The sequence below is a fragment of the Arthrobacter sedimenti genome (genome assembly GCF_042652025.1).
Classification (GTDB): domain Bacteria; phylum Actinomycetota; class Actinomycetes; order Actinomycetales; family Micrococcaceae; genus Arthrobacter; species Arthrobacter sedimenti.
Genome location: NZ_JBHSDQ010000007.1, coordinates 61,188 through 78,458 on the forward strand (window position 1 = coordinate 61,188; position 17,271 = coordinate 78,458).

At 65.4% G+C, this 17,271-nt stretch carries 19 protein-coding genes and 3 tRNA genes; 17 read left to right on the forward strand and 5 right to left on the reverse strand.

Annotation, left to right across the window (positions count from 1 at the left end):
• Window positions 1-104: 104 nt before the first annotated feature.
• Window positions 105-1,121, reverse strand: a complete 1,017-nt coding sequence (locus ACFO0G_RS15685) for a PHP domain-containing protein (RefSeq protein ID WP_376978779.1) — start codon at window positions 1,119-1,121, stop codon at window positions 105-107.
• A gap of 175 nt (window positions 1,122-1,296) precedes the next feature.
• On the opposite strand from ACFO0G_RS15685, the gene ACFO0G_RS15690 reads away from it, so the two are divergent.
• From ACFO0G_RS15690 to ACFO0G_RS15725, 8 genes are all read left to right on the forward strand, one after another.
• A tRNA-Glu gene (locus ACFO0G_RS15690) sits at window positions 1,297-1,369 on the forward strand.
• Window positions 1,370-1,459: 90 nt separating this feature from the next.
• A tRNA-Asp gene (locus ACFO0G_RS15695) sits at window positions 1,460-1,533 on the forward strand.
• Between the two features lie 48 nt (window positions 1,534-1,581).
• Window positions 1,582-1,657: transfer RNA gene (locus ACFO0G_RS15700), tRNA-Phe, on the forward strand.
• Window positions 1,658-1,773: 116 nt separating this feature from the next.
• Window positions 1,774-2,223: an Asp23/Gls24 family envelope stress response protein gene (locus ACFO0G_RS15705; protein ID WP_376978781.1), complete on the forward strand. Its 450-nt coding sequence runs from the start codon at window positions 1,774-1,776 to the stop codon at window positions 2,221-2,223.
• A complete protein-coding gene (locus ACFO0G_RS15710; protein WP_286401408.1) occupies window positions 2,220-2,411 on the forward strand; it encodes a hypothetical protein in 192 nt (63 codons plus the stop codon). Before ACFO0G_RS15705 ends, ACFO0G_RS15710 begins: the two co-directional genes overlap by 4 nt.
• Window positions 2,408-2,833: a hypothetical protein gene (locus ACFO0G_RS15715; protein ID WP_376978783.1), complete on the forward strand. Its 426-nt coding sequence runs from the start codon at window positions 2,408-2,410 to the stop codon at window positions 2,831-2,833. The genes ACFO0G_RS15710 and ACFO0G_RS15715 overlap by 4 nt, the downstream gene beginning before the upstream one ends.
• Window positions 2,830-3,468, forward strand: a complete 639-nt coding sequence (locus ACFO0G_RS15720) for a hypothetical protein (protein WP_376978785.1) — start codon at window positions 2,830-2,832, stop codon at window positions 3,466-3,468. Before ACFO0G_RS15715 ends, ACFO0G_RS15720 begins: the two co-directional genes overlap by 4 nt.
• On the forward strand, window positions 3,465-4,076 hold the full coding sequence (locus ACFO0G_RS15725; RefSeq protein WP_286401415.1) for a hypothetical protein: 612 nt from the start codon (window positions 3,465-3,467) through the stop codon (window positions 4,074-4,076). The genes ACFO0G_RS15720 and ACFO0G_RS15725 overlap by 4 nt, the downstream gene beginning before the upstream one ends.
• Window positions 4,077-4,175: 99 nt before the next feature.
• Here the strand turns inward: ACFO0G_RS15725 and ACFO0G_RS15730 are convergent, their stop codons facing one another.
• Entirely contained in the window at window positions 4,176-5,990 is a 1,815-nt protein-coding gene (locus ACFO0G_RS15730) for a glycoside hydrolase family 13 protein (RefSeq protein WP_286401417.1), read from the reverse strand.
• Between the two features lie 141 nt (window positions 5,991-6,131).
• On the opposite strand from ACFO0G_RS15730, the gene ACFO0G_RS15735 reads away from it, so the two are divergent.
• The 5 genes from ACFO0G_RS15735 to ACFO0G_RS15755 all read left to right on the forward strand — a co-directional run bounded on the left by ACFO0G_RS15735 (window position 6,132) and on the right by ACFO0G_RS15755 (window position 10,824).
• Entirely contained in the window at window positions 6,132-7,427 is a 1,296-nt protein-coding gene (locus tag ACFO0G_RS15735) for an ABC transporter substrate-binding protein (RefSeq protein WP_286401419.1), read from the forward strand.
• A gap of 7 nt (window positions 7,428-7,434) precedes the next feature.
• Window positions 7,435-8,472 carry a carbohydrate ABC transporter permease gene (locus ACFO0G_RS15740; protein ID WP_286401422.1) on the forward strand — a complete coding sequence of 346 codons (1,038 nt, stop codon included), beginning with the start codon at window positions 7,435-7,437 and terminating at the stop codon, window positions 8,470-8,472.
• Window positions 8,469-9,368 (forward strand): carbohydrate ABC transporter permease, encoded by a 900-nt coding sequence (locus ACFO0G_RS15745; RefSeq protein ID WP_142131327.1) that lies wholly within the window; start codon window positions 8,469-8,471, stop codon window positions 9,366-9,368. The genes ACFO0G_RS15740 and ACFO0G_RS15745 overlap by 4 nt, the downstream gene beginning before the upstream one ends.
• Window positions 9,365-9,613 (forward strand): hypothetical protein, encoded by a 249-nt coding sequence (locus tag ACFO0G_RS15750; protein WP_286401425.1) that lies wholly within the window; start codon window positions 9,365-9,367, stop codon window positions 9,611-9,613. The genes ACFO0G_RS15745 and ACFO0G_RS15750 overlap by 4 nt, the downstream gene beginning before the upstream one ends.
• Window positions 9,614-9,768: 155 nt before the next feature.
• Window positions 9,769-10,824: a LacI family DNA-binding transcriptional regulator gene (locus ACFO0G_RS15755; RefSeq protein ID WP_286401428.1), complete on the forward strand. Its 1,056-nt coding sequence runs from the start codon at window positions 9,769-9,771 to the stop codon at window positions 10,822-10,824.
• Between the two features lie 49 nt (window positions 10,825-10,873).
• Here ACFO0G_RS15755 and ACFO0G_RS15760 read toward each other — a convergent pair whose 3' ends face one another.
• Together ACFO0G_RS15760 and ACFO0G_RS15765 are read right to left on the reverse strand one after the other, a co-directional pair.
• Window positions 10,874-11,764 (reverse strand): DUF8083 family protein, encoded by an 891-nt coding sequence (locus ACFO0G_RS15760; RefSeq protein ID WP_286401431.1) that lies wholly within the window; start codon window positions 11,762-11,764, stop codon window positions 10,874-10,876.
• A gap of 34 nt (window positions 11,765-11,798) precedes the next feature.
• Window positions 11,799-12,605, reverse strand: a complete 807-nt coding sequence (locus ACFO0G_RS15765; protein WP_376978789.1) for an exodeoxyribonuclease III — start codon at window positions 12,603-12,605, stop codon at window positions 11,799-11,801.
• A 162-nt stretch (window positions 12,606-12,767) separates the two neighbouring features.
• Here ACFO0G_RS15765 and ACFO0G_RS15770 point away from each other — a divergent pair, with 162 nt between their 5' ends.
• The 4 genes from ACFO0G_RS15770 to ACFO0G_RS15785 all read left to right on the forward strand — a co-directional run bounded on the left by ACFO0G_RS15770 (window position 12,768) and on the right by ACFO0G_RS15785 (window position 16,408).
• Window positions 12,768-13,883, forward strand: a complete 1,116-nt coding sequence (locus ACFO0G_RS15770; protein WP_376978953.1) for an enoyl-CoA hydratase/isomerase family protein — start codon at window positions 12,768-12,770, stop codon at window positions 13,881-13,883.
• A 25-nt stretch (window positions 13,884-13,908) separates the two neighbouring features.
• Window positions 13,909-14,871, forward strand: coding sequence for a 3-hydroxyisobutyrate dehydrogenase (gene mmsB, locus ACFO0G_RS15775; protein ID WP_376978955.1), 963 nt, complete (start codon window positions 13,909-13,911; stop codon window positions 14,869-14,871).
• The gene (locus ACFO0G_RS15780) at window positions 14,868-15,644 is read left to right on the forward strand and encodes an enoyl-CoA hydratase (RefSeq protein ID WP_286401441.1); all 777 of its coding nucleotides are present in this window, start codon (window positions 14,868-14,870) and stop codon (window positions 15,642-15,644) included. The genes mmsB and ACFO0G_RS15780 overlap by 4 nt, the downstream gene beginning before the upstream one ends.
• Window positions 15,645-15,754: 110 nt before the next feature.
• Window positions 15,755-16,408, forward strand: coding sequence for a DedA family protein (locus ACFO0G_RS15785; protein WP_286401443.1), 654 nt, complete (start codon window positions 15,755-15,757; stop codon window positions 16,406-16,408).
• 34 nt (window positions 16,409-16,442) lie between these two features.
• Here the strand turns inward: ACFO0G_RS15785 and ACFO0G_RS15790 are convergent, their stop codons facing one another.
• Window positions 16,443-17,225, reverse strand: coding sequence for a MerR family transcriptional regulator (locus tag ACFO0G_RS15790; protein ID WP_286401446.1), 783 nt, complete (start codon window positions 17,223-17,225; stop codon window positions 16,443-16,445).
• Window positions 17,226-17,271 lie beyond the last annotated feature (46 nt).

The following is a 17,271-nucleotide window of genomic DNA, read 5'->3' on the forward strand; positions in this document are numbered from 1 at the left end:
GCGGGAATCGGCCACGTCGGTGCCCGGCTGGCGCTGCGGCGGCGGGCAGGCCCCCTGCTTCATGCCCGGCCTGCTTTTCTGCCCGACGCTGCCTTTTGCCGTCCCTACTTCCCACCAGCCCAGGCGAGCAGCTTCTCCACAGGCCAGGTGGTGATGATCCGTTCAGCCGGGACGTCGTTGCGGGCGGCCCGCTCCGCGCCGTACTGCAGGAAGTCCAGCTGCCCCGGTGCGTGGGCATCACTGTCGATGGAGAACAGGCAGCCCGTCTCCAGCGCCAGCTGGATCAGTGCGTCGGGCGGGTCCTGCCGCTCGGGCCGGGAATTGATTTCCACGGCGACGTTGTGCTCCGCGCAAGCTGCGAAGACCTCCTTGGCGTCGAATTCCGACGGCGGCCGGGTCCCGCGGGAGCCCTCCACCAGGCGGCCTGTGCAGTGGCCCAGGACGTTGGTCTGCGGATCCTGGATGCCGCCGAGCATCCGGTTGGTCATGGTTTTCCGGTCAGCGCGCAGCTTTGAGTGGACGCTGGCCACCACGATATCCAGCCGGTCCAGCAGTTCCGGCTCCTGGTCCAGCCCACCGGACTCCAGGATGTCCACTTCGATCCCGGTCAGAAGCCGGGTGGCCCCGCCGTTGCTGTTGATGCCGGCCACCACATCCAGTTGCTTCAGCAGGCGCTCGGCGGACAGCCCGTTGGCAATCGTGAGGTTGGGGGAGTGGTCGGTCAGGGCCACGTACTCCCTGCCCAGCACCTCTGCAGCAGCCACCATCAGCTCAATGGGGGAGCCGCCGTCGGACCATTCGCTATGGCTGTGCAGGTCTCCCCGAAGTGCCGCCCGGAGGTCCTCCCCGCCGGATGCCAGTGGCTGGGCCCCCTTCTCCCTGAGGTCAGCGAGGTAATCGGGGACAAACCCGTCCACGGCCTGCCGGATCACCGCATAGGTCCGGTCACCGATCCCCTTCATGGACTTGAGCCGGCCGGTGCGGGCACGCAGTGCCACTTCATCAGGCCCAAGGGGCTCGATTGCGGCCGCCGCCTTGCGGAAGGCCTGGACCTTGAAAGTGGCGGCGCGTCCGCGCTCCAGCCAGAAAGCAATCTCGTTGAGGGCTGCGACGGCATCCATCCGTCCATCTTTACCCGGATTTACCGCGCACAGCGGCGGAACGGCGGGGGTTTCCGGCAATTTTGGAATATTCCCGGTTACCCCCTATAGTTGTGGAGTCCCGTTCGGAGAAACGCAGAGGACAAAGACGGAAAGCCCCGCTTGACGCCTTTTATTTTGTTCCGGACAGGTTCTGGCCCCCATCGTCTAGCGGCCTAGGACACCGCCCTTTCACGGCGGCGGCACGGGTTCGAATCCCGTTGGGGGTACGCAAGGAACTGGTCAAGCAGGCTAAAAAAGTCTGGTAGGCTGGAAGCCTTGAAAAATGCGGTAGAGATACTGCAAAGCAAGAAACGCAAGGCCCTGTAGCGCAGTTGGTTAGCGCGCCGCCCTGTCACGGCGGAGGTCGCGGGTTCAAGTCCCGTCAGGGTCGCTCTGATTGTTGGAAGAAATTCCGGCTGTCATGGTGACTAGTCACCTAGGCTCTGTAGCTCAGTTGGTAGAGCGTTCGACTGAAAATCGAAAGGTCACCGGATCGACGCCGGTCGGAGCCACCACTGGGAAGCATCAGTTCTTCGGAACTGGTGCTTTTCTGCTTTAACCCCTGATCACTCTTCCAGCGCAGTGTCACAGGCTGGGGATAGGGTGGAAGCAACAGAAGGGGGAGTGCCTGATGGAACACCAGAACCCACAACCCGTGGTGCCAAGCCGTCCCGCCGCAAGCCCGGCCCCGGGCCCCGGACGGACCGTTATTTCCGAGACTGCTGTGGCAAAGGTCGCCGGAATTGCCGCGCGGGCAGTTCCCGGCGTTTACTCCCTGGGTTCGGGTCCCTCCCGTGCCCTGGGCGCCATCCGCGACGCCGTCGGAAGCTCCGACCACGCCGCCGGGGTCCACGCTGAAGTGGGCGAAACCCAGGTAGCCGTGGACATCACCCTGGTGGCAAGCTACGGAACACCCCTGCACTCACTGGCCAATGACGTCCGCGCCGCTGTCTACCGCGCCGTCGAGGAACTGGTGGGCCTGCAGGTCATCGAGGTGAACGTGGAGATAACGGACGTCTACGTACCCCCGCCCGTCAAAACCACCCCGCCCGCCACCACCGAGCGGGAGGCACTGCTGTGAGCCTCACGGTGGCAGGCGCGGCGATGGGCGCCTTCGTTGCGTTCATGTCCCTGCAGTTTGGCCTGTGGGGCTTCCTTGTTTCACTGCTGTTCATGGCCATCGGAGCGCTCCTGGGCCGTGCCGCGGAAGGAAAGCTGGACCTGCGCGGCGTGTTCGACGCCATCACCGGCCGGCGTTCGTCGTCATGAGCTCGCCCGCGCCCGTTGTGCGTGGGCAGGCGCTCAGCGGCCATAACCGGATCAGCACCCAGGCATTGACCAGCCTTGCCAGGGTGGCGGCGGCGCAGGCCCTGGGCGTCGACGCGCAGGATGTCCGCGCGGATTGGACGGACGACGACGGCCTGCTGGCTTTATCCCTCGTTGCCCCCATCAGCATCCCGCCCTTGCAGTCCGTGGTTCTGGACCCCGCACGGGTGCAGGCGGCCGGCGGTTCCATCTGGGACCGCACTGTCAGGGCCAAGGCAAGCATCCTGGCAACAGTTTCCGAACTGAGTGGTTCCCGGTTGAGCCGCGTGGATATCCGCATCAGCGGGGCGAGGATCAGTACAGCAAGGATCAGCACAGCCGGGATCAGCACAGCAAGGATCAGAACAGAAGGGCGGGTGCGGTGAGCAGCAGCGTGGAAGACCGCGGAGTCACTGGTGGAACCCGCGGGAAGAACGAACCCTGGATGCGTCGGGTCCTTTACCGTGAGACCCACTCGTCCCGTGCAGCGGTGTCCGTTGCCGCCGCCATCCTGGTCCTGGTCCTGGCCGCATACGGGGTCCTGGAATCCGGGGTCCACGCCGTGGGCCAGCCGGCCTGGCTGATCGAGCCGCAGGTGGCGGCGCAGCGCATCGTGGACCTTCCGGCCGGAATCTCCCCGCTGCTGCTGGCAGCGATCGGCGCCGTTCTTGCCATGCTGGGACTGATTTTCTTCCTTAACGGTGTCCTTCCCGGAAAGCGCGCCCGCCATCTGCTGGCCGGTGCGCCCGGCGAGGGGTTCCCCGCGGTGGTGGTGGATGACGAGGTCATCGCATCCTCGCTCGCCCGCCGCGCACGGTTGGCCGCCAACGTCACACCTGAACAGGTCATGGTCGTTGTTTCCCAACGGCAGGTGCTGGTCAACGTGCGTCCCACGTCCGGAATCCCCGTGGATCAGGACAGGGTGCTGGACGCGGTCCGCGACGAGCTGGATCAGATGCTGCTGGAACCTGCGCCCGTTCCCCGTGTCAACGTCACGGCTTCCGGGGTGATCGGGGCATGAACAGCACACCGGCGCTGCTCAACCGCATCCTGCTCACTGTGCTGGGCCTGATCCTGCTTGGGGCAGGGATCCTGCTGGTGCTGCTGGCGGCCCTTCCTCCCGTCGCTTCCTGGTGGCATGCCTGGTCCGGCGGAGTATGGGGCGGGATCACCCGGCTTTTCGACTCGACCCGGTTCCCGGGCCGGCCGGAAAGCTGGTTGTGGATTGTCGTTGCACTGGCGTTGGTGGCGCTAATGGGGCTCATGGTGGCCTGGATCGCCCAGCAGGGGAAGGGCCGGTCAAACCTCCTCGCGGCCGAATACGATCCCGGCGACACCCCCGGCGACGTCCGTATCGGCGCCGGGGTAGCGGAACAGGCCCTGAAGCAGGCCTTGGAGGGAAGGCCGGACTTGGCTGGGGCCACCGTCACTACCTATGACGTAAAAGGTTCGCCCGCGTTGAAGGTCCGTCTCCTGCCGCGCCAGGGTGTGGCCCCGCATCTGCTCGCAGCCGAGGTGTCAGGACTCCTGCACGCACTGGAGTCCGCTGTGGGCAAGGAGGTGCCGGTCCTCATCCACATAGGGGCCGGGGCACGGACCCGCTTCAGCCGGGCTGAACGCGTCCGCTAGCGTACCGCTGGTTCCGCCGGCGCTGCGGCCGGTACTGTCCGCCTTTCCCGGCTACCGCCCGCGTTGAGCGTTCCGTGGGCTTTAGGGATGCCGTGGGCTTTAGGAATGCCGGACGCTTTGGAGATAAACAGTGCAGTCCACCGGGACCTCCTGCATGCTGGCCCATTCTTCGGCGGGTTCGGGACCGCTGGACAGGACCACGGCATAACCTTCGGGCACGGGGGCCGAGGAGAAGCCCATGTTGGACAGGACCACTGTTTCCCCATTGCGGAACGCCAGCAGACCGCTGTCCGGCGCGTGTTCGTCAGTCCACTCCACGGTGCCGCTGCCCAGGCGCTGGGCCGCCCTGAACGCCAATGCGGCGCGGTAGAGTTCCAGCGTCGAGCCTTCCTCGCCGTCCTGCTGGTCGACGGCCAGGGGGCCGAAGCTTTTCGGCTGCGGGAGCCACGGCCCGGGTGCTCCTGTGGATACCCCTCCAGAAAAACCAAAGCCAGGTTCTTCTCCTGCCCACGGCAGTGGGACCCGGCATCCGTCCCGCCCGATCTCGGCACCGTGGGTCCGGAAAAATGTCGGGTCCTGTCTGGCCTCCGCAGGGAGGGTTGTGTGCTCCGGAAGTCCCAATTCCTCACCTTGGTAAAGGTAGGCCGAACCCGGCAACGCCAGTGCAACCAGCGTGGCAGCGCGGGCGCGGGCCAGGCCCAGGGCTGCGTCCGGCTGTTCGTCATCAGGGCCAATGCCCTTCGGGAAAGTGGTGGGGTCTGTCAGCCCGAACCGGGTGGCGTGACGCACGGTGTCGTGGTTGCTGAGTACCCACGTACAGGGAGCACCAACTAATGCTGCCGCTGCCAGCGACGCGTCGATGGCGTCGGCCATGCGTTCGGCATCCCAGCCGGCCAGCAGGAAATCGAAGTTGAAGGCCTGCTGCATCTCATCGGGCCGGACGTAGCGTGCAAGGCGCTCAGCCGGTTCCACCCAGGCCTCGGCAACCATCATCCGGTCTCCGCCGTATTCGGCCAGGACCTGGTTCCAGTCGCGGTAGATTGCGTGTACCCCGTCCTGGTCAAAGAACGGCGACGGCGGATACATCGGGGAGACTGCCCTGTGTGGTTCCTCGGCGTCGGTGTGGGCGTGGGGTGCATCCCCGGGCAGATGGCTCTCGATGCGGGGACCTGATGTTCCCTCAACCATGGCAGCCACGCCGTCCCAGTCTGGCAGCCCAGCCTCCTTCACCAGGCCGTGCGCAACGTCCACCCGGAAGCCGTCCGCCCCGCGGTCCAGCCAGAACCGCAGCACCGAGCGCATCTCCTCCTGAACTTCCGGGTTCTCCCAGTTCAGGTCCGGCTGCTTGGTGTCGAAGAGGTGGAGATACCACTGGCCGGGCGATCCGTCCGCGTCGGTTACCCGGCTCCAGGCCGGACCGCCGAACACGGACTTCCAGTTGTTCGGTGCAAGCCTGCCGTCCCCGGAGCCGGGTACTTCGTCCTTGCCGTCACGGAAGATGTACCGGTCCCGTTGCGGGCTTCCAGGAGCCGCGGCCAGCGCCTCCCGGAACCATGCGTGTTCGTCCGAGGTGTGGTTGGGAACCAGGTCCACGATGACTTTGAATCCGCGGCGGTGAGCTTCCTGCAACATCGCGTCGAAGTCCGCCAGGGAGCCGAAGAGCGGGTCCACCTGGCGGTAGTCCGCCACGTCGTAGCCGCCGTCGGCCTGTGGCGACCTGTAGAAGGGGGACAGCCAGATGGCATCCACTCCCAACCGTTCAAGGTAGGGCAGGCGGTCCAGCACACCGCGCAGATCCCCCATGCCGTCGCCGTTGCCATCTGCGAAGGAGCGGGGGTAGATCTGGTACACGACGGCGTCGGCCCACCAGGCAGAGGGGGCCGGTCCGGATGCGGGAACGGATGGGTCTGGCATTAGGTTCCCCTCCTGATAACTTTTTGATGTAAACGCTTGCATTACTGACAGGTACCTTACTAGTGTGACAGTCACCACATCAACCTCACCTAGCAAGCGCACTGTCGACTTACTTGTCACTCAGCGAGGAGCTTCAAGCTAATGAAAACCCCGAGATTCCTGCTTCCGGCTGCCACGGCCGGCATCCTGGCCCTTACGTTGTCCGCCTGCGGCGGCGGAGGTGGAGGAGGCTCTACAGGCGGCGGCGGTGGCGGCAGTGACGCTAGCGCCAACCTCGACGGCCGCGGCCCCATCACCTATGTGCAGGGCAAGGACAACAGCAATGTGGTCCGCCCCCTGGTCGACAAGTGGAATGCCGCCCACCCGAATGAGAAGGTCACCTTCAAGGAACAGACGGACCAGGCCGACCAGCAGCACGATGACCTCGTGCAGCATTTCCAGGCCAAGCAGTCCGACTACGACGTTGTGGATGTGGACGTCGTCTGGACCGCTGAGTTCGCTGCCAAGGGCTGGCTGCAGCCCTTGAAGGACAAGATGGCGATCGACACCAGCGCCATGCTCAAGCCGACAGTGGACAGCGCAACCTACAAGGGCACCCTGTACGCAGCCCCGCAAACCTCCGATGGCGGCATCCTGTACTACCGGAAGGACCTGGTCCCCACCCCGCCCAAGACCTGGGACGAGATGATGAGCATGTGCTCCATCGCGAAGCAGAACAACATCGGGTGCTACGCGGGCCAGTTCAGCAAGTATGAGGGCCTCACGGTGAATGCCTCCGAGGCCATCAACTCGGCCGGCGGCTCGGTCCTCAACAAGGACGGCAAGCCGGACCTGAACACCCCCGAGGCCAAGGCCGGCCTGGGGAACCTCGCAAAGGCCTACGCGGATGGCAACATCCCCAAGGAAGCCATCACCTACAAGGAAGAGGACAGCCGCCAGGCATTCCAGAGCGGCAAGCTTCTGTTCCTGCGCAACTGGCCCTACGCCTTCAACCTGATCACCACTGAAGGCTCCTCTGCAGTGAAGGACAAGACGGGGCTGGCTGCACTCCCCGGCAAGGATGGACCCGGCGCTTCCTCACTGGGTGGCCACAACCTGGCTACCAGCGTGTACTCCAAGAACAAGGCCACTGCGCTGGACTTCATGAAGTTCATGACCTCGGCGGAAACCGAGAAATTCTACGCCACGCAGGGCTCGTTGGCTCCGGTTCTCGGATCGCTGTATGACGACCAGGAACTCGTTGCCAAGCTGCCCTACCTGCCGGTACTGAAGACGTCCATCGAGAACGCCGTTCCGCGTCCTGTGACGCCTTTCTACCCGGCTGTCACCAAGGCAATTCAAGACAATGCCTACTCCGCTATCAAGGGAGAAAAGACAGTGGATAACGCACTTTCCGACATGCAGAAGTCCATCGAATCCGCCGGTGCGGGATCGTAGTTCTGCCATGGCAACCGAACTAGGCCCGACGCCGGTCAAGTCACCGGCGTCGGGCGGTACCCCCGTCCGTCATGCGCCCAAGGGCGTGGGGGAGGACAACAGGATTGCAAGCCAGGGGCGCTGGGCGTCCTGGCTGCTTGCCCCCACCATCGTCGCCCTGGGCATCGTGATCGTTTACCCGATCATCAGTGCCATCGTCATGTCCTTCCAGAAGGACGCCGGCCTGGATCCAGCCACCGGACTCTTCACTGCAGGCGGCCCGGCAGGCATCCAAAACTACGTCAACTGGCTTGCGCAGCAGTGTTCGTCACCGGACGGCGGAACGGTCGCTTGCCCGCCCGGCACGCTGGGCGGCCAGTTCTGGTCCGCCACGGCCACCACGTTCTTCTTCACAGTGGTGACGGTGGCATTCGAAACTGTCCTGGGTTTCTGGATGGCCATGATCATGGCCCGCGAGTTCCGTGGCCGCAGCCTGGTCCGCGCAGCTGTCCTGGTGCCGTGGGCCATCCCCACTGCCGTAACGGCCAAGCTCTGGTTCTTCATCTTCGCCTTCGAGGGCATTGCCAACAAGCTGTTCAACACCACCATCCTGTGGACGGGCAGCGAGTGGCCGGCCAAGTGGGCCGTGGTCATCGCGGACGTCTGGAAGACCACACCTTTCATGGCCTTGCTGATCCTTGCAGGCCTGCAGATGATTCCGGCGGACGTCTACGAAGCAGCAAAGGTGGACGGAGCCACTGCCTGGCAGCGATTCCGCCTGATCACCCTGCCGCTGGTAAAACCGGCACTTATGGTGGCAATCCTCTTCAGGACACTGGACGCGCTGCGTATGTTCGACCTGCCCTACATCCTGACCGGCGGCGCGAACAACACCACCACCCTGTCCATCCTGGTGATCAACCAAATCAGGCAGGGCTTCAACTCGGCAGCCGCGCTGTCCACCATCACCTTCATCATCATCTTCCTCGTCGCCTTCATATTCGTGCGCTTCCTTGGGGCGAACGTCGTTGAGCAGAGCGGCGCCACCGGAAAGGGGAAGAAATGACCACGGCAACAGCAGATGCCTCGGCGCTGCGGGCCCAACAGGACAAAGGCCGCAAGGCCGCCCAGAACAGGGAGAAGTGGGCACAGGGGCGCACGTACCTCAGCGCCGCCATCATCCTGCTCTGGTGCCTGGCACCGGCGTACTGGATGGTGGTCACTGCCTTCCGCGAGGTGGGCTTCACCTACGACACGTCGATCCTGCCCACCCATGTGACGCTGGACAACTTCAAGACGGCCTTCGACACGTCCTTCGGGAACAGGTTCGGCCAGGCGCTGCTGAACAGTGTGTTCATCGGCGGCGTAGTGACGCTGGTATCCCTGCTCATTGGCGTGTTCGCGGCCTACGCACTGGCCCGGCTGAACTTCAAGGGCAAGTTCCTGGTGCTTGGCTTCATCCTGGGTGCTTCGATGTTCCCCGGCGTTGCCCTGATCACCCCACTGTTCCAGCTGTTCACCAATATCGGCTGGATGGGCACCTACCAGGCGCTGATTATCCCGAACATCTCCTTCGTGCTCCCGCTGACGGTCTACACCATGACGTCGTTCTTCCGCGAGATGCCGTGGGAACTGGAGGAATCCGCCCGTGTGGACGGTTGCACCCAGGGACAGGCCTTCCGAAAGGTCATCATGCCCCTGGCCGCGCCGGCAATCTTCACCACGGCAATCCTGGCGTTCATTTCATCGTGGAATGAGTTCCTGATTGCCAGCCAGCTGTCCAGCGACGCAACCCAGCCGGTGACGGTGGCCATCGCCAACTTCGCCGGGGCACAGCCCAACCAGATCCCATACACGGCCATCATGGCCGCGGGCACCATCGTCACCATCCCGCTGGTGATCCTGGTGCTGGTCTTCCAGCGCAAAATTGTCGCCGGCCTCACGGCAGGTGCAGTCAAGTGACGGACAACGGTTCCCGTCCCCGCACCGCGGGGGCGGGAAGCCGCAGCCGACTGGTCCGCTCCGGTGAGGACTTCGATATCATCATCGGCTTCCTCGGATTCTGGGCACTGGTCCTGCTGGTGGTCACCGTGTGGATGGAAGTTACTGCCCAGCCGGCCCTTGGGTGGGCGCTGGGCCTGCTGGCAACACTGCTGGCGCTGTACGGTATGGTGCGGCTGCGCAGGAAACTGCCGGCCCGCAGGTAGGCGCTGATACGCACGCCCGCCGCCTTGGCGGCAACTGTGTGGATTCGCGCTGTCTAAGTTTTCACTGCCCGGCCCCTGAATGGAAAAATACAGGGCCGGGGGTAAACGCGGGGCCGGGCGGCCCCACGCCGCAAAGGAGTCAAAGAGGGGACACGGTGGCACGGACAACGGAAAGGTCCCAGCGGGGCGGCCATAACGGCGTCAGCATCGAGGACGTGGCGGCGGCCGCCGGAGTCTCCACAGCCACGGTGTCCCGCGCAGTCCGCGGGTTGCCCAGGGTTTCGCCGGCCACCCGCGAGAAGATTCTTGAGGTGGCCGGGAACCTGGGCTACGTTGCATCCTCATCGGCTTCCGGCCTGGCGACCGGGCGGACCAGGACCATCGGAGTGTTGGCCCCGTTCGTGAGCCGTTGGTTCTTCTCGAAAGCCATTGAGGGTGCAGACCGCGAACTGCATGCCCGCAATTACAACCTGTCCCTTTTCAACCTCGGCGGCCACGGCAGCAACCGGGAGCGGCTTTTCAGCAAGACCATGGTCTACAAGCAGATCGACGCTCTCCTGGTCCTGTGTATGGCGCTCAGCCATGACGAACTGGACCATCTCCAGAAAATCGACATCCCCCTCATCGTCGTCGGCGGCCACGTCGAGGAGTGCTCGTACATCGGCATCGACGACTACGCAGCCGCGTCAACGGCGGTGCGGCACCTGATCGACCTCGGCCACAAGAAGATCGCCCTGCTTCACGGCGACGACGAGACCGACCTTAACTTCGACGTTCCCCGGGTTCGCATCCTGGCGTTCAAGGACGTCATGGCGGCAGCCGGTCTGCCCACCCGCCCGGAATGGGACGAATGGGGCGACTTCACCGTACGCAGCGGCCAGGAAGCCCTGCGCCGGCTCTGGTCGCGGGAGGGGGAGAAGCCGACCGCCATTTTTTGCGCTTCTGACGAGATGGCCATGGGCGTAATCTTCGAAGCCAACCACCTTGGCATCAGGGTTCCGGAGGACCTCTCCGTGGTGGGCATCGATAACCACGACTTTGCTGAACCCATGGGCCTCACCACGGTGGGGCAGCGGCCGGACGAGCAGGCCGAACTGGCCACCAAGATGCTTCTTGACGAACTTGATGGGCAGGCAGGAGCTGTGCGCTCCGCCGTCGCGACGCATGAACTGATTGTCCGGCGCACCACGGCGCCGCCGCAGAACCCCTAGAAGCCCAGAACTTCTAAAAGCCCCAAAACCTCTAAAAGCCAGGGAACGGTTACGAGGCGCGGGCCAGCTGCCGGATGGGGATCCAGCGCGAGGCGAGCCGCCGGTAGGCCGCTGCAGCACCGGTCATGTCACCCTCCGCCAGGCACTCGATGCCCAGCCTGATATCCATGGGGGACTCGTCCGGGTAGACCTTGTCCGCCACGGCGCCGTAGTCCAGCTCCACCATGGAGTCCACGTGGAACAGCTCCAGCCATTCCGTCAGCTGCGCCAGGTCATCAAGCATGTCCAGGTCGGGAGCGGCGAGGGCCAGGTTGGCCACGGCATAGCGGGCCCGCTCCAGGGCATCGGTAATGGACGCCCAGACGCGCACGGTGAGAATCCGGCCGCCGGCTTCCACCACGTCCTTGCGGTCGGATTCGGCGAACAGCGAGAACCAGCTGAACGGGATGCCCCACGTGGAAGCCCGCGTGTGCACCCGGACGGAACCGTCCCTGGCCTTCACCAGGTCGATCCTCTCCTGGTGCCGGTCCCGCTGCTCCTCCGGGATCAGCAGCTCGGCCAGCGGGCCATGGATGCCTTCCATCAAGGCGTTGGCTGCCAGTCCGGCGCGCAGGACCAGCTGGCTGGGGCAATACAGCAGGACGGGCTCCGGGGCCGCGTCAGCACCGTCGTCGGCCGTTCCGCCGTCCGTTGCCGGCGCTGTGGTGACGCGCACAAGGTCGGTGCGTCCGGTGGGGAAGGGATCGCCGCCGGAGCGGGTGATGCGTCCCAGCGAGGCCAGCAGTTCAGCGTTTTCGACGGCGGCACGGGAGACTGCCTGCGCTCCGGCTGCCTGGATGGCCGGGCGTTGTTCCTCCGGAAAGGCTTCCAGGGGTTCGTAGACGCGCAGGGTGGAGGAGAAAGGCAGGCCTGCCTGGCCCCGGTAGAGGTTTCCCGTCATTGCGGTCTCCTTGCGTGGGTCCAGGCCACAGTCATCAGTCCGCCAGTTCCACCAGCACGGGCGCGTGGTCGGAAGCGCCCTTGCCCTTGCGTTCCTCGCGGTCAATGGAGGCGCCGGTGACGCGCGCGGCCAGGGCGGGGGAGGCCAGGACGAAGTCGATCCGCATGCCTTCCTTCTTCGGGAACCGCAGCTGGGTGTAGTCCCAGTAGGTGTAGACGCCGGGGCCGGGGGTGTACGGGCGTACTACGTCCGTGTAGCCGGCGGTTTCGAACGCGTGGAATGCCCCCCGCTCCGGCGGGCTGACGTGCGTGGACCGGTTGTTGATGAACAGGTCAATGTCCCAGACGTCCTCGTCGAAGGGGGCGATGTTCCAGTCGCCCATCAGTGCCACCTGCGCCTGGGGGTTGTCCGTGACCAGGGCCTGGGCGTGCGTCTTGAGGCTTTCCAGCCATTTCAGCTTGTACGGCATGTGCTCATCGTCGAGGGAGCGGCCGTTGGGGACGTACAGGCTCCAGATCCGGACGCCTGCGCAGGTGGCAGCCATGGCGCGCGCCTCCTGGACGGGGTCCTTCCCGGCCTTGCCGAACGAGGGCTGGTCCAGGAACGTCCGCTCGACGTCCTCCAGCCCCACCCGGGAGGCGATGGCCACGCCGTTCCATTGGTTCACCCCGAAGTGGGCCACCTCGTAACCCATCCGCTCAAAGAGTTCCCAGGGGAAGTTGTCGTCCTTGCACTTGGTCTCCTGGATGGCCAGGACATCGCAGTCGCTGCGCTGCAGCCACGCTTCCACGCGGTCGGCGCGGGCACGGAGCGAGTTCACATTCCAGGTAGCTATCTTCACGGTTCCTAACTTACCTTGGCAGCCGCACGCCGGGTAAAGCCCTGGGCGGCCCCGCCTCCAGGTGCCCCTGCGGTTGGTTAGGGACCGGAAGGGGCGGGTATATTCGCAAGCAGAATGACCTGGATCACTCATCCGGCCACCATGCGAAGGAGCACCCAGCCGATGACCGCAGCCAAGGGGAACATGACGGACAGCACGACAGGCGGCGGAGGTGCGGATGTACTATTTGAGCGCCGCGGCAGGCTGGGGGTGGCCACCCTCAACCGCCCCCGCGCGGTCAACGCGCTCACGGCGGGCATGGTGGACCTGCTGTTGAGCCAGCTCACCACCTGGTCAGGGGACGACGGCGTGGCCGCCGTCCTGGTGCAGGGCGCCGGGGAACGGGGACTGTGCGCGGGCGGAGACATCGTGGCCATTTACCAGGACATGCTGCACGGCGGAAGTGCGACGGCGGGTTTTTGGCAAACCGAGTACCGCCTGAATTCCCTGATTTCCCGGTACCCCAAGCCGTACGTTGCGCTGATGGACGGACTGGTCCTTGGCGGCGGGGTTGGCGTTTCGGCGCACGGGAACGTCCGCGTGGTCACCGAGCGGACCAGGATGGGGATGCCGGAAACCACCATCGGGTTTGCGCCCGACGTCGGCGGGACCTTCCTGCTCTCGCACGCACCGGGCGAAACGGGAACCCACGCCGCCCTTACGGGCGCACACCTGGGCGCCGGGGATGCCCTGTTCCTGGGCCTTGCAGACCACTATGTTCCGTCATCCGAGCTGCCCCGCCTGGCGGCGGCGCTGGAAACCGAAAGCCCGGAAGACGCCGTCGCCCATTACGCTGAGCAGGCCCCCGCCTCGGTGCTGGCAGGGCAGCGGGAGTGGATTGATGCCTGCTATGACTCCGACGACGCGGGGGAAATTGTCGCCCGCCTCCTCTCCTGGACCGGGCCGGGCCAGGACGATGCGTCGGCGGCTGCCGACACCATCGAAGCCAAATCGCCGACGTCTGTGAAAGTTACCCTGGCATCCCTGCGCCGCGCTTCAAACCTGACCCTGGATGAAGCGCTGGCCCAGGAGTACCGGGCAGGACTGCGATTCCTGCAGGGGCCGGATTTCCGCGAGGGAATCCGCGCGCAGGTGGTGGACAAGGACAGGAACCCGCAGTGGAAGCCGGCAACCCTTGCCGAGGTGCTTCCCCAGGATGTGGACCGGTTTTTCCAGCCGCTGGATGGCGGGGAACTGGACCTGCAGGTGAAGGAGGGCGACCGTGCCTGGCACATTTAGTGTTGCCTTCCTGGGACTGGGGCACATGGGCGGCCCCATGGCCGTCAACCTGGTCCGCGCAGGCTATCGGGTGACGGGTTTCGACGTCGTTCCGGCAGCACGTGAAGCGGCAAAGGCGCACGGCATTCCCGTGGCGGGTTCTGCCATTGACGCCCTGGCCGGCGCGGACCTGGTGCTGACCATGTTCCCCAGCGGCCGCCACGTCCTGGACGCCTACCAGGGCTCCGATGGTGATCCCGGCCTGCTGGCAACAGCCCGTCCGGGAACCATGTTCCTGGACTGCTCCACGATCAACGTCGAAGAGGCCCGCGCAGCTGCCCGCCTAACCATCGAGGCAGGCCACCGGTCCGTTGACGCCCCCGTTTCCGGCGGCGTGGTGGGTGCCGAAGCCGGCACCCTGACCTTCATGGCCGGCGGAGACGACGCGGACTTTGAGGCCGTGCGGCCGCTCCTGGAGGTCATGGGCAACCGGATGGTGCACTGCGGCAGCCACGGCGCCGGCCAGGCTGCCAAGATCTGCAACAACCTGATCCTGGGCGTCTCCATGATTGCGGTGAGCGAGGCCTTCGTCCTGGGCGAAAAGCTGGGCCTGACCCATCAGGCGCTGTTCGACGTCGCCTCCGCCGCGTCCGGCCAGTGCTGGGCGCTGACCACCAACTGCCCGGTGCCGGGGCCGGTTCCCACCAGCCCTGCCAACCGGGACTACCAGCCGGGCTTTGCCTCAGCGCTGATGGCAAAGGACCTGAACCTCGCGGTCAACGCCCTCAACGGCACGGGGGTGGCGGGGGAGATGGGAGCGCTCGCCGCCCATATCTACGATAGGTTTGCCGCGGAGGGCGGCGCGGGCCGTGACTTCTCCGCCATCATCACGGAGATCCGCCGGGCATCCGGCAAGCCTGCCCGGGACGAGGCAGCCGGGGAGCTTGCCCCCGGGGAGGCACCACGCAAGCACAGTACAAGAGCACACGACGACGGGAGCCCCGAATGACGGAGTACGCCAACATCCTGGTGGAACAGCAGGGCAGGGTGGGGCTGGTGACGCTCAACAGGCCCTCCGCGCTGAACGCGCTGAACAAGGCCACCATGGAAGAGCTGGTGGCAGCCGTCACCGCCATGGATTCCGATCCCGGTGTGGGGGCGGTGGTGATCACGGGCTCGGGCAAGGCGTTCGCGGCAGGAGCCGACATCAAGGAGATGGCGGACCAGGGCTATATGGATATGTATCTGGCGGACTGGTTCCGGGGCTGGGAGGACTTCGCCCGGCTGCGGATCCCCACAATCGCTGCTGTGTCCGGCTTTGCCTTGGGCGGCGGCTGCGAACTGGCCATGATGTGCCACCTCATCATTGCCGGCGACAACGCGAAATTCGGCCAGCCGGAAATCAACCTCGGCGTCCTCCCCGGCATGGGCGGGTCCCAGCGCCTCACCCGGGCCGTGGGCAAGGCGAAGGCGATGGACATGATCCTCACCGGCAGGTTCATCGATGCGGACGAAGCGGAGCGGTGCGGTCTGGTGTCGAGGGTGGTTCCGGCAGCGGACGTGGTGTCCGAGGCGCTCGCGGCGGCCGGGGTGATAGCCGGCAAATCCAAGCCTGCGGCGATGGCCGCGGTGGAAGCGGTCAACGCGGCCTTCGAAACCGGCCTGGCCCACGGGGTCCAGTTCGAACGGCGGCTCTTCCATTCCCTGTTCGCCACCGAGGACCAAAAGGAAGGCATGGCAGCCTTCACTGAGAAGCGCCAGCCGGAGTTCAAGCACCGGTGATGCGGATGTCCCGCCTGCCTGGATAAAGCGTGCGACGACGGGAAGCCCCGTAAGGTAGGCATGACGGGGCTAGCACGCGGCCATGGCATGCAGCGGAACGGGATAGGCGTATGTGGACAATCATGACCGGTGCAGCCAGCCCCACCGAGGGGCTCACCGGAATCGTGGGCTTTGCGGCGAGGGCTATTGATGCCCTGGGGGAGTGGGGCGTTGGCGCCTTCACGCTCGCCGAAACGGTGCTGCCTCCCATTCCCAGCGAGGTGATACTCCCGCTGGCGGGCTACCTCGCCAAACAGGGCTCCCTGAACCTCCTCCTCGTCTTTGGCACCAGCACCCTTGGCGCGTACCTCGGGGCATTGTTGCTCTACTGGCTGGGGGCCAAACTGGGCCTTGACCGGTCCATCCAGTGGTTGTCCAAGCTGCCGCTGGTGGACCGGGAAGACTTTGAGCACGCGGCAGGCTGGTTCCGGCGCCACGGCAGGTCCTCCATATTCTTTGGCCGTCTGCTGCCCGGGGTGCGCAGCCTGATTTCCCTGCCGGCCGGAGCGGCTGCCATGCCCGTGGGAACCTTCAGCCTCTTCACCCTCGCCGGCAGCGGCCTCTGGAACGGCGCCCTCATTGGCCTGGGCTACCTGTTGGGCACTCAGTACCGGCTCATTGAGGAGTACTCGCACTACCTGAACTACGCGGTCTACGCCGCGCTGGCTGTTGCTGTGGTCCTGCTCATCGTCCGGCGGACCAAACGCGCCAAGACCAGGCGCTGACAACCGGCAGCAGGCGAACCCCACCTCCTGAACGCTACAGGGACTCGTCGGCGAAGCTGCGCAGTGCTTCCCGGACGAAACCCGCGCCCTCCATCCCGCCGTAATTCACAGCGAACCGGGGGTCCATGACGTACATGTGCGCCAGGCCGAGGACGTATCCGCGAAGGTCTTTATCGCCGGCGGCGGGGGTTCCGGGAATGGACTGCAGCCAGGCCACGTGCCGCCGTGCCAGGTCCTGGGCCTCCTGCCCGTCCGGCGCGGCTCCGGCGGCCGCTGCCGTGCTCCAGTCCCTGCTGAGCTTTTCCGCCTTCGACTTCCACTCCTGCTTCTCCGCCGCAGCCATGCCGCGCCACCAGGCATCGGATGTGGCATAAGCGTCCTTGCCCCAACGCTCCTCGACCTCATCCTTGTACTGCGTGTGGTCGAAGCCTTCAAACATGTCCTCTGCCATCAGTTGGCCTCCTGCCTTCACTGTTTCGATGGTTTGCCGCACGGACTCCGCCTGCCGGGCCAGCCGCTGCTGCTCCTGGTCCAGCCACTTGAGATGCCGGGTGAGCGCCGCAACGGGACCGGCCTGCCGGTGGAAGACCTCCGCAATGGCCGGCAGCCCCAGGCCCAGCTCCCGCAGCAAAAGGATGCGCTGCAGCTGGAGGAGGGCGGCGCCGTCGTAATAGCGGTAACCGTTGCTGCCCACCCGGCTGGGCTTCAGCAGGCCGATGTCGTCGTAGTGCCTCAGGGTGCGGCTGGTGGTGCCTGCGATCCTGGCCACCTCCTGGATGGACCAATCCCGTCCCCCGCGAGCCGCCGTTTCTTCCATGGTTTGAGCCTAAGGTTTGACGCTGCGTCAAGGTCAACGCCGGATG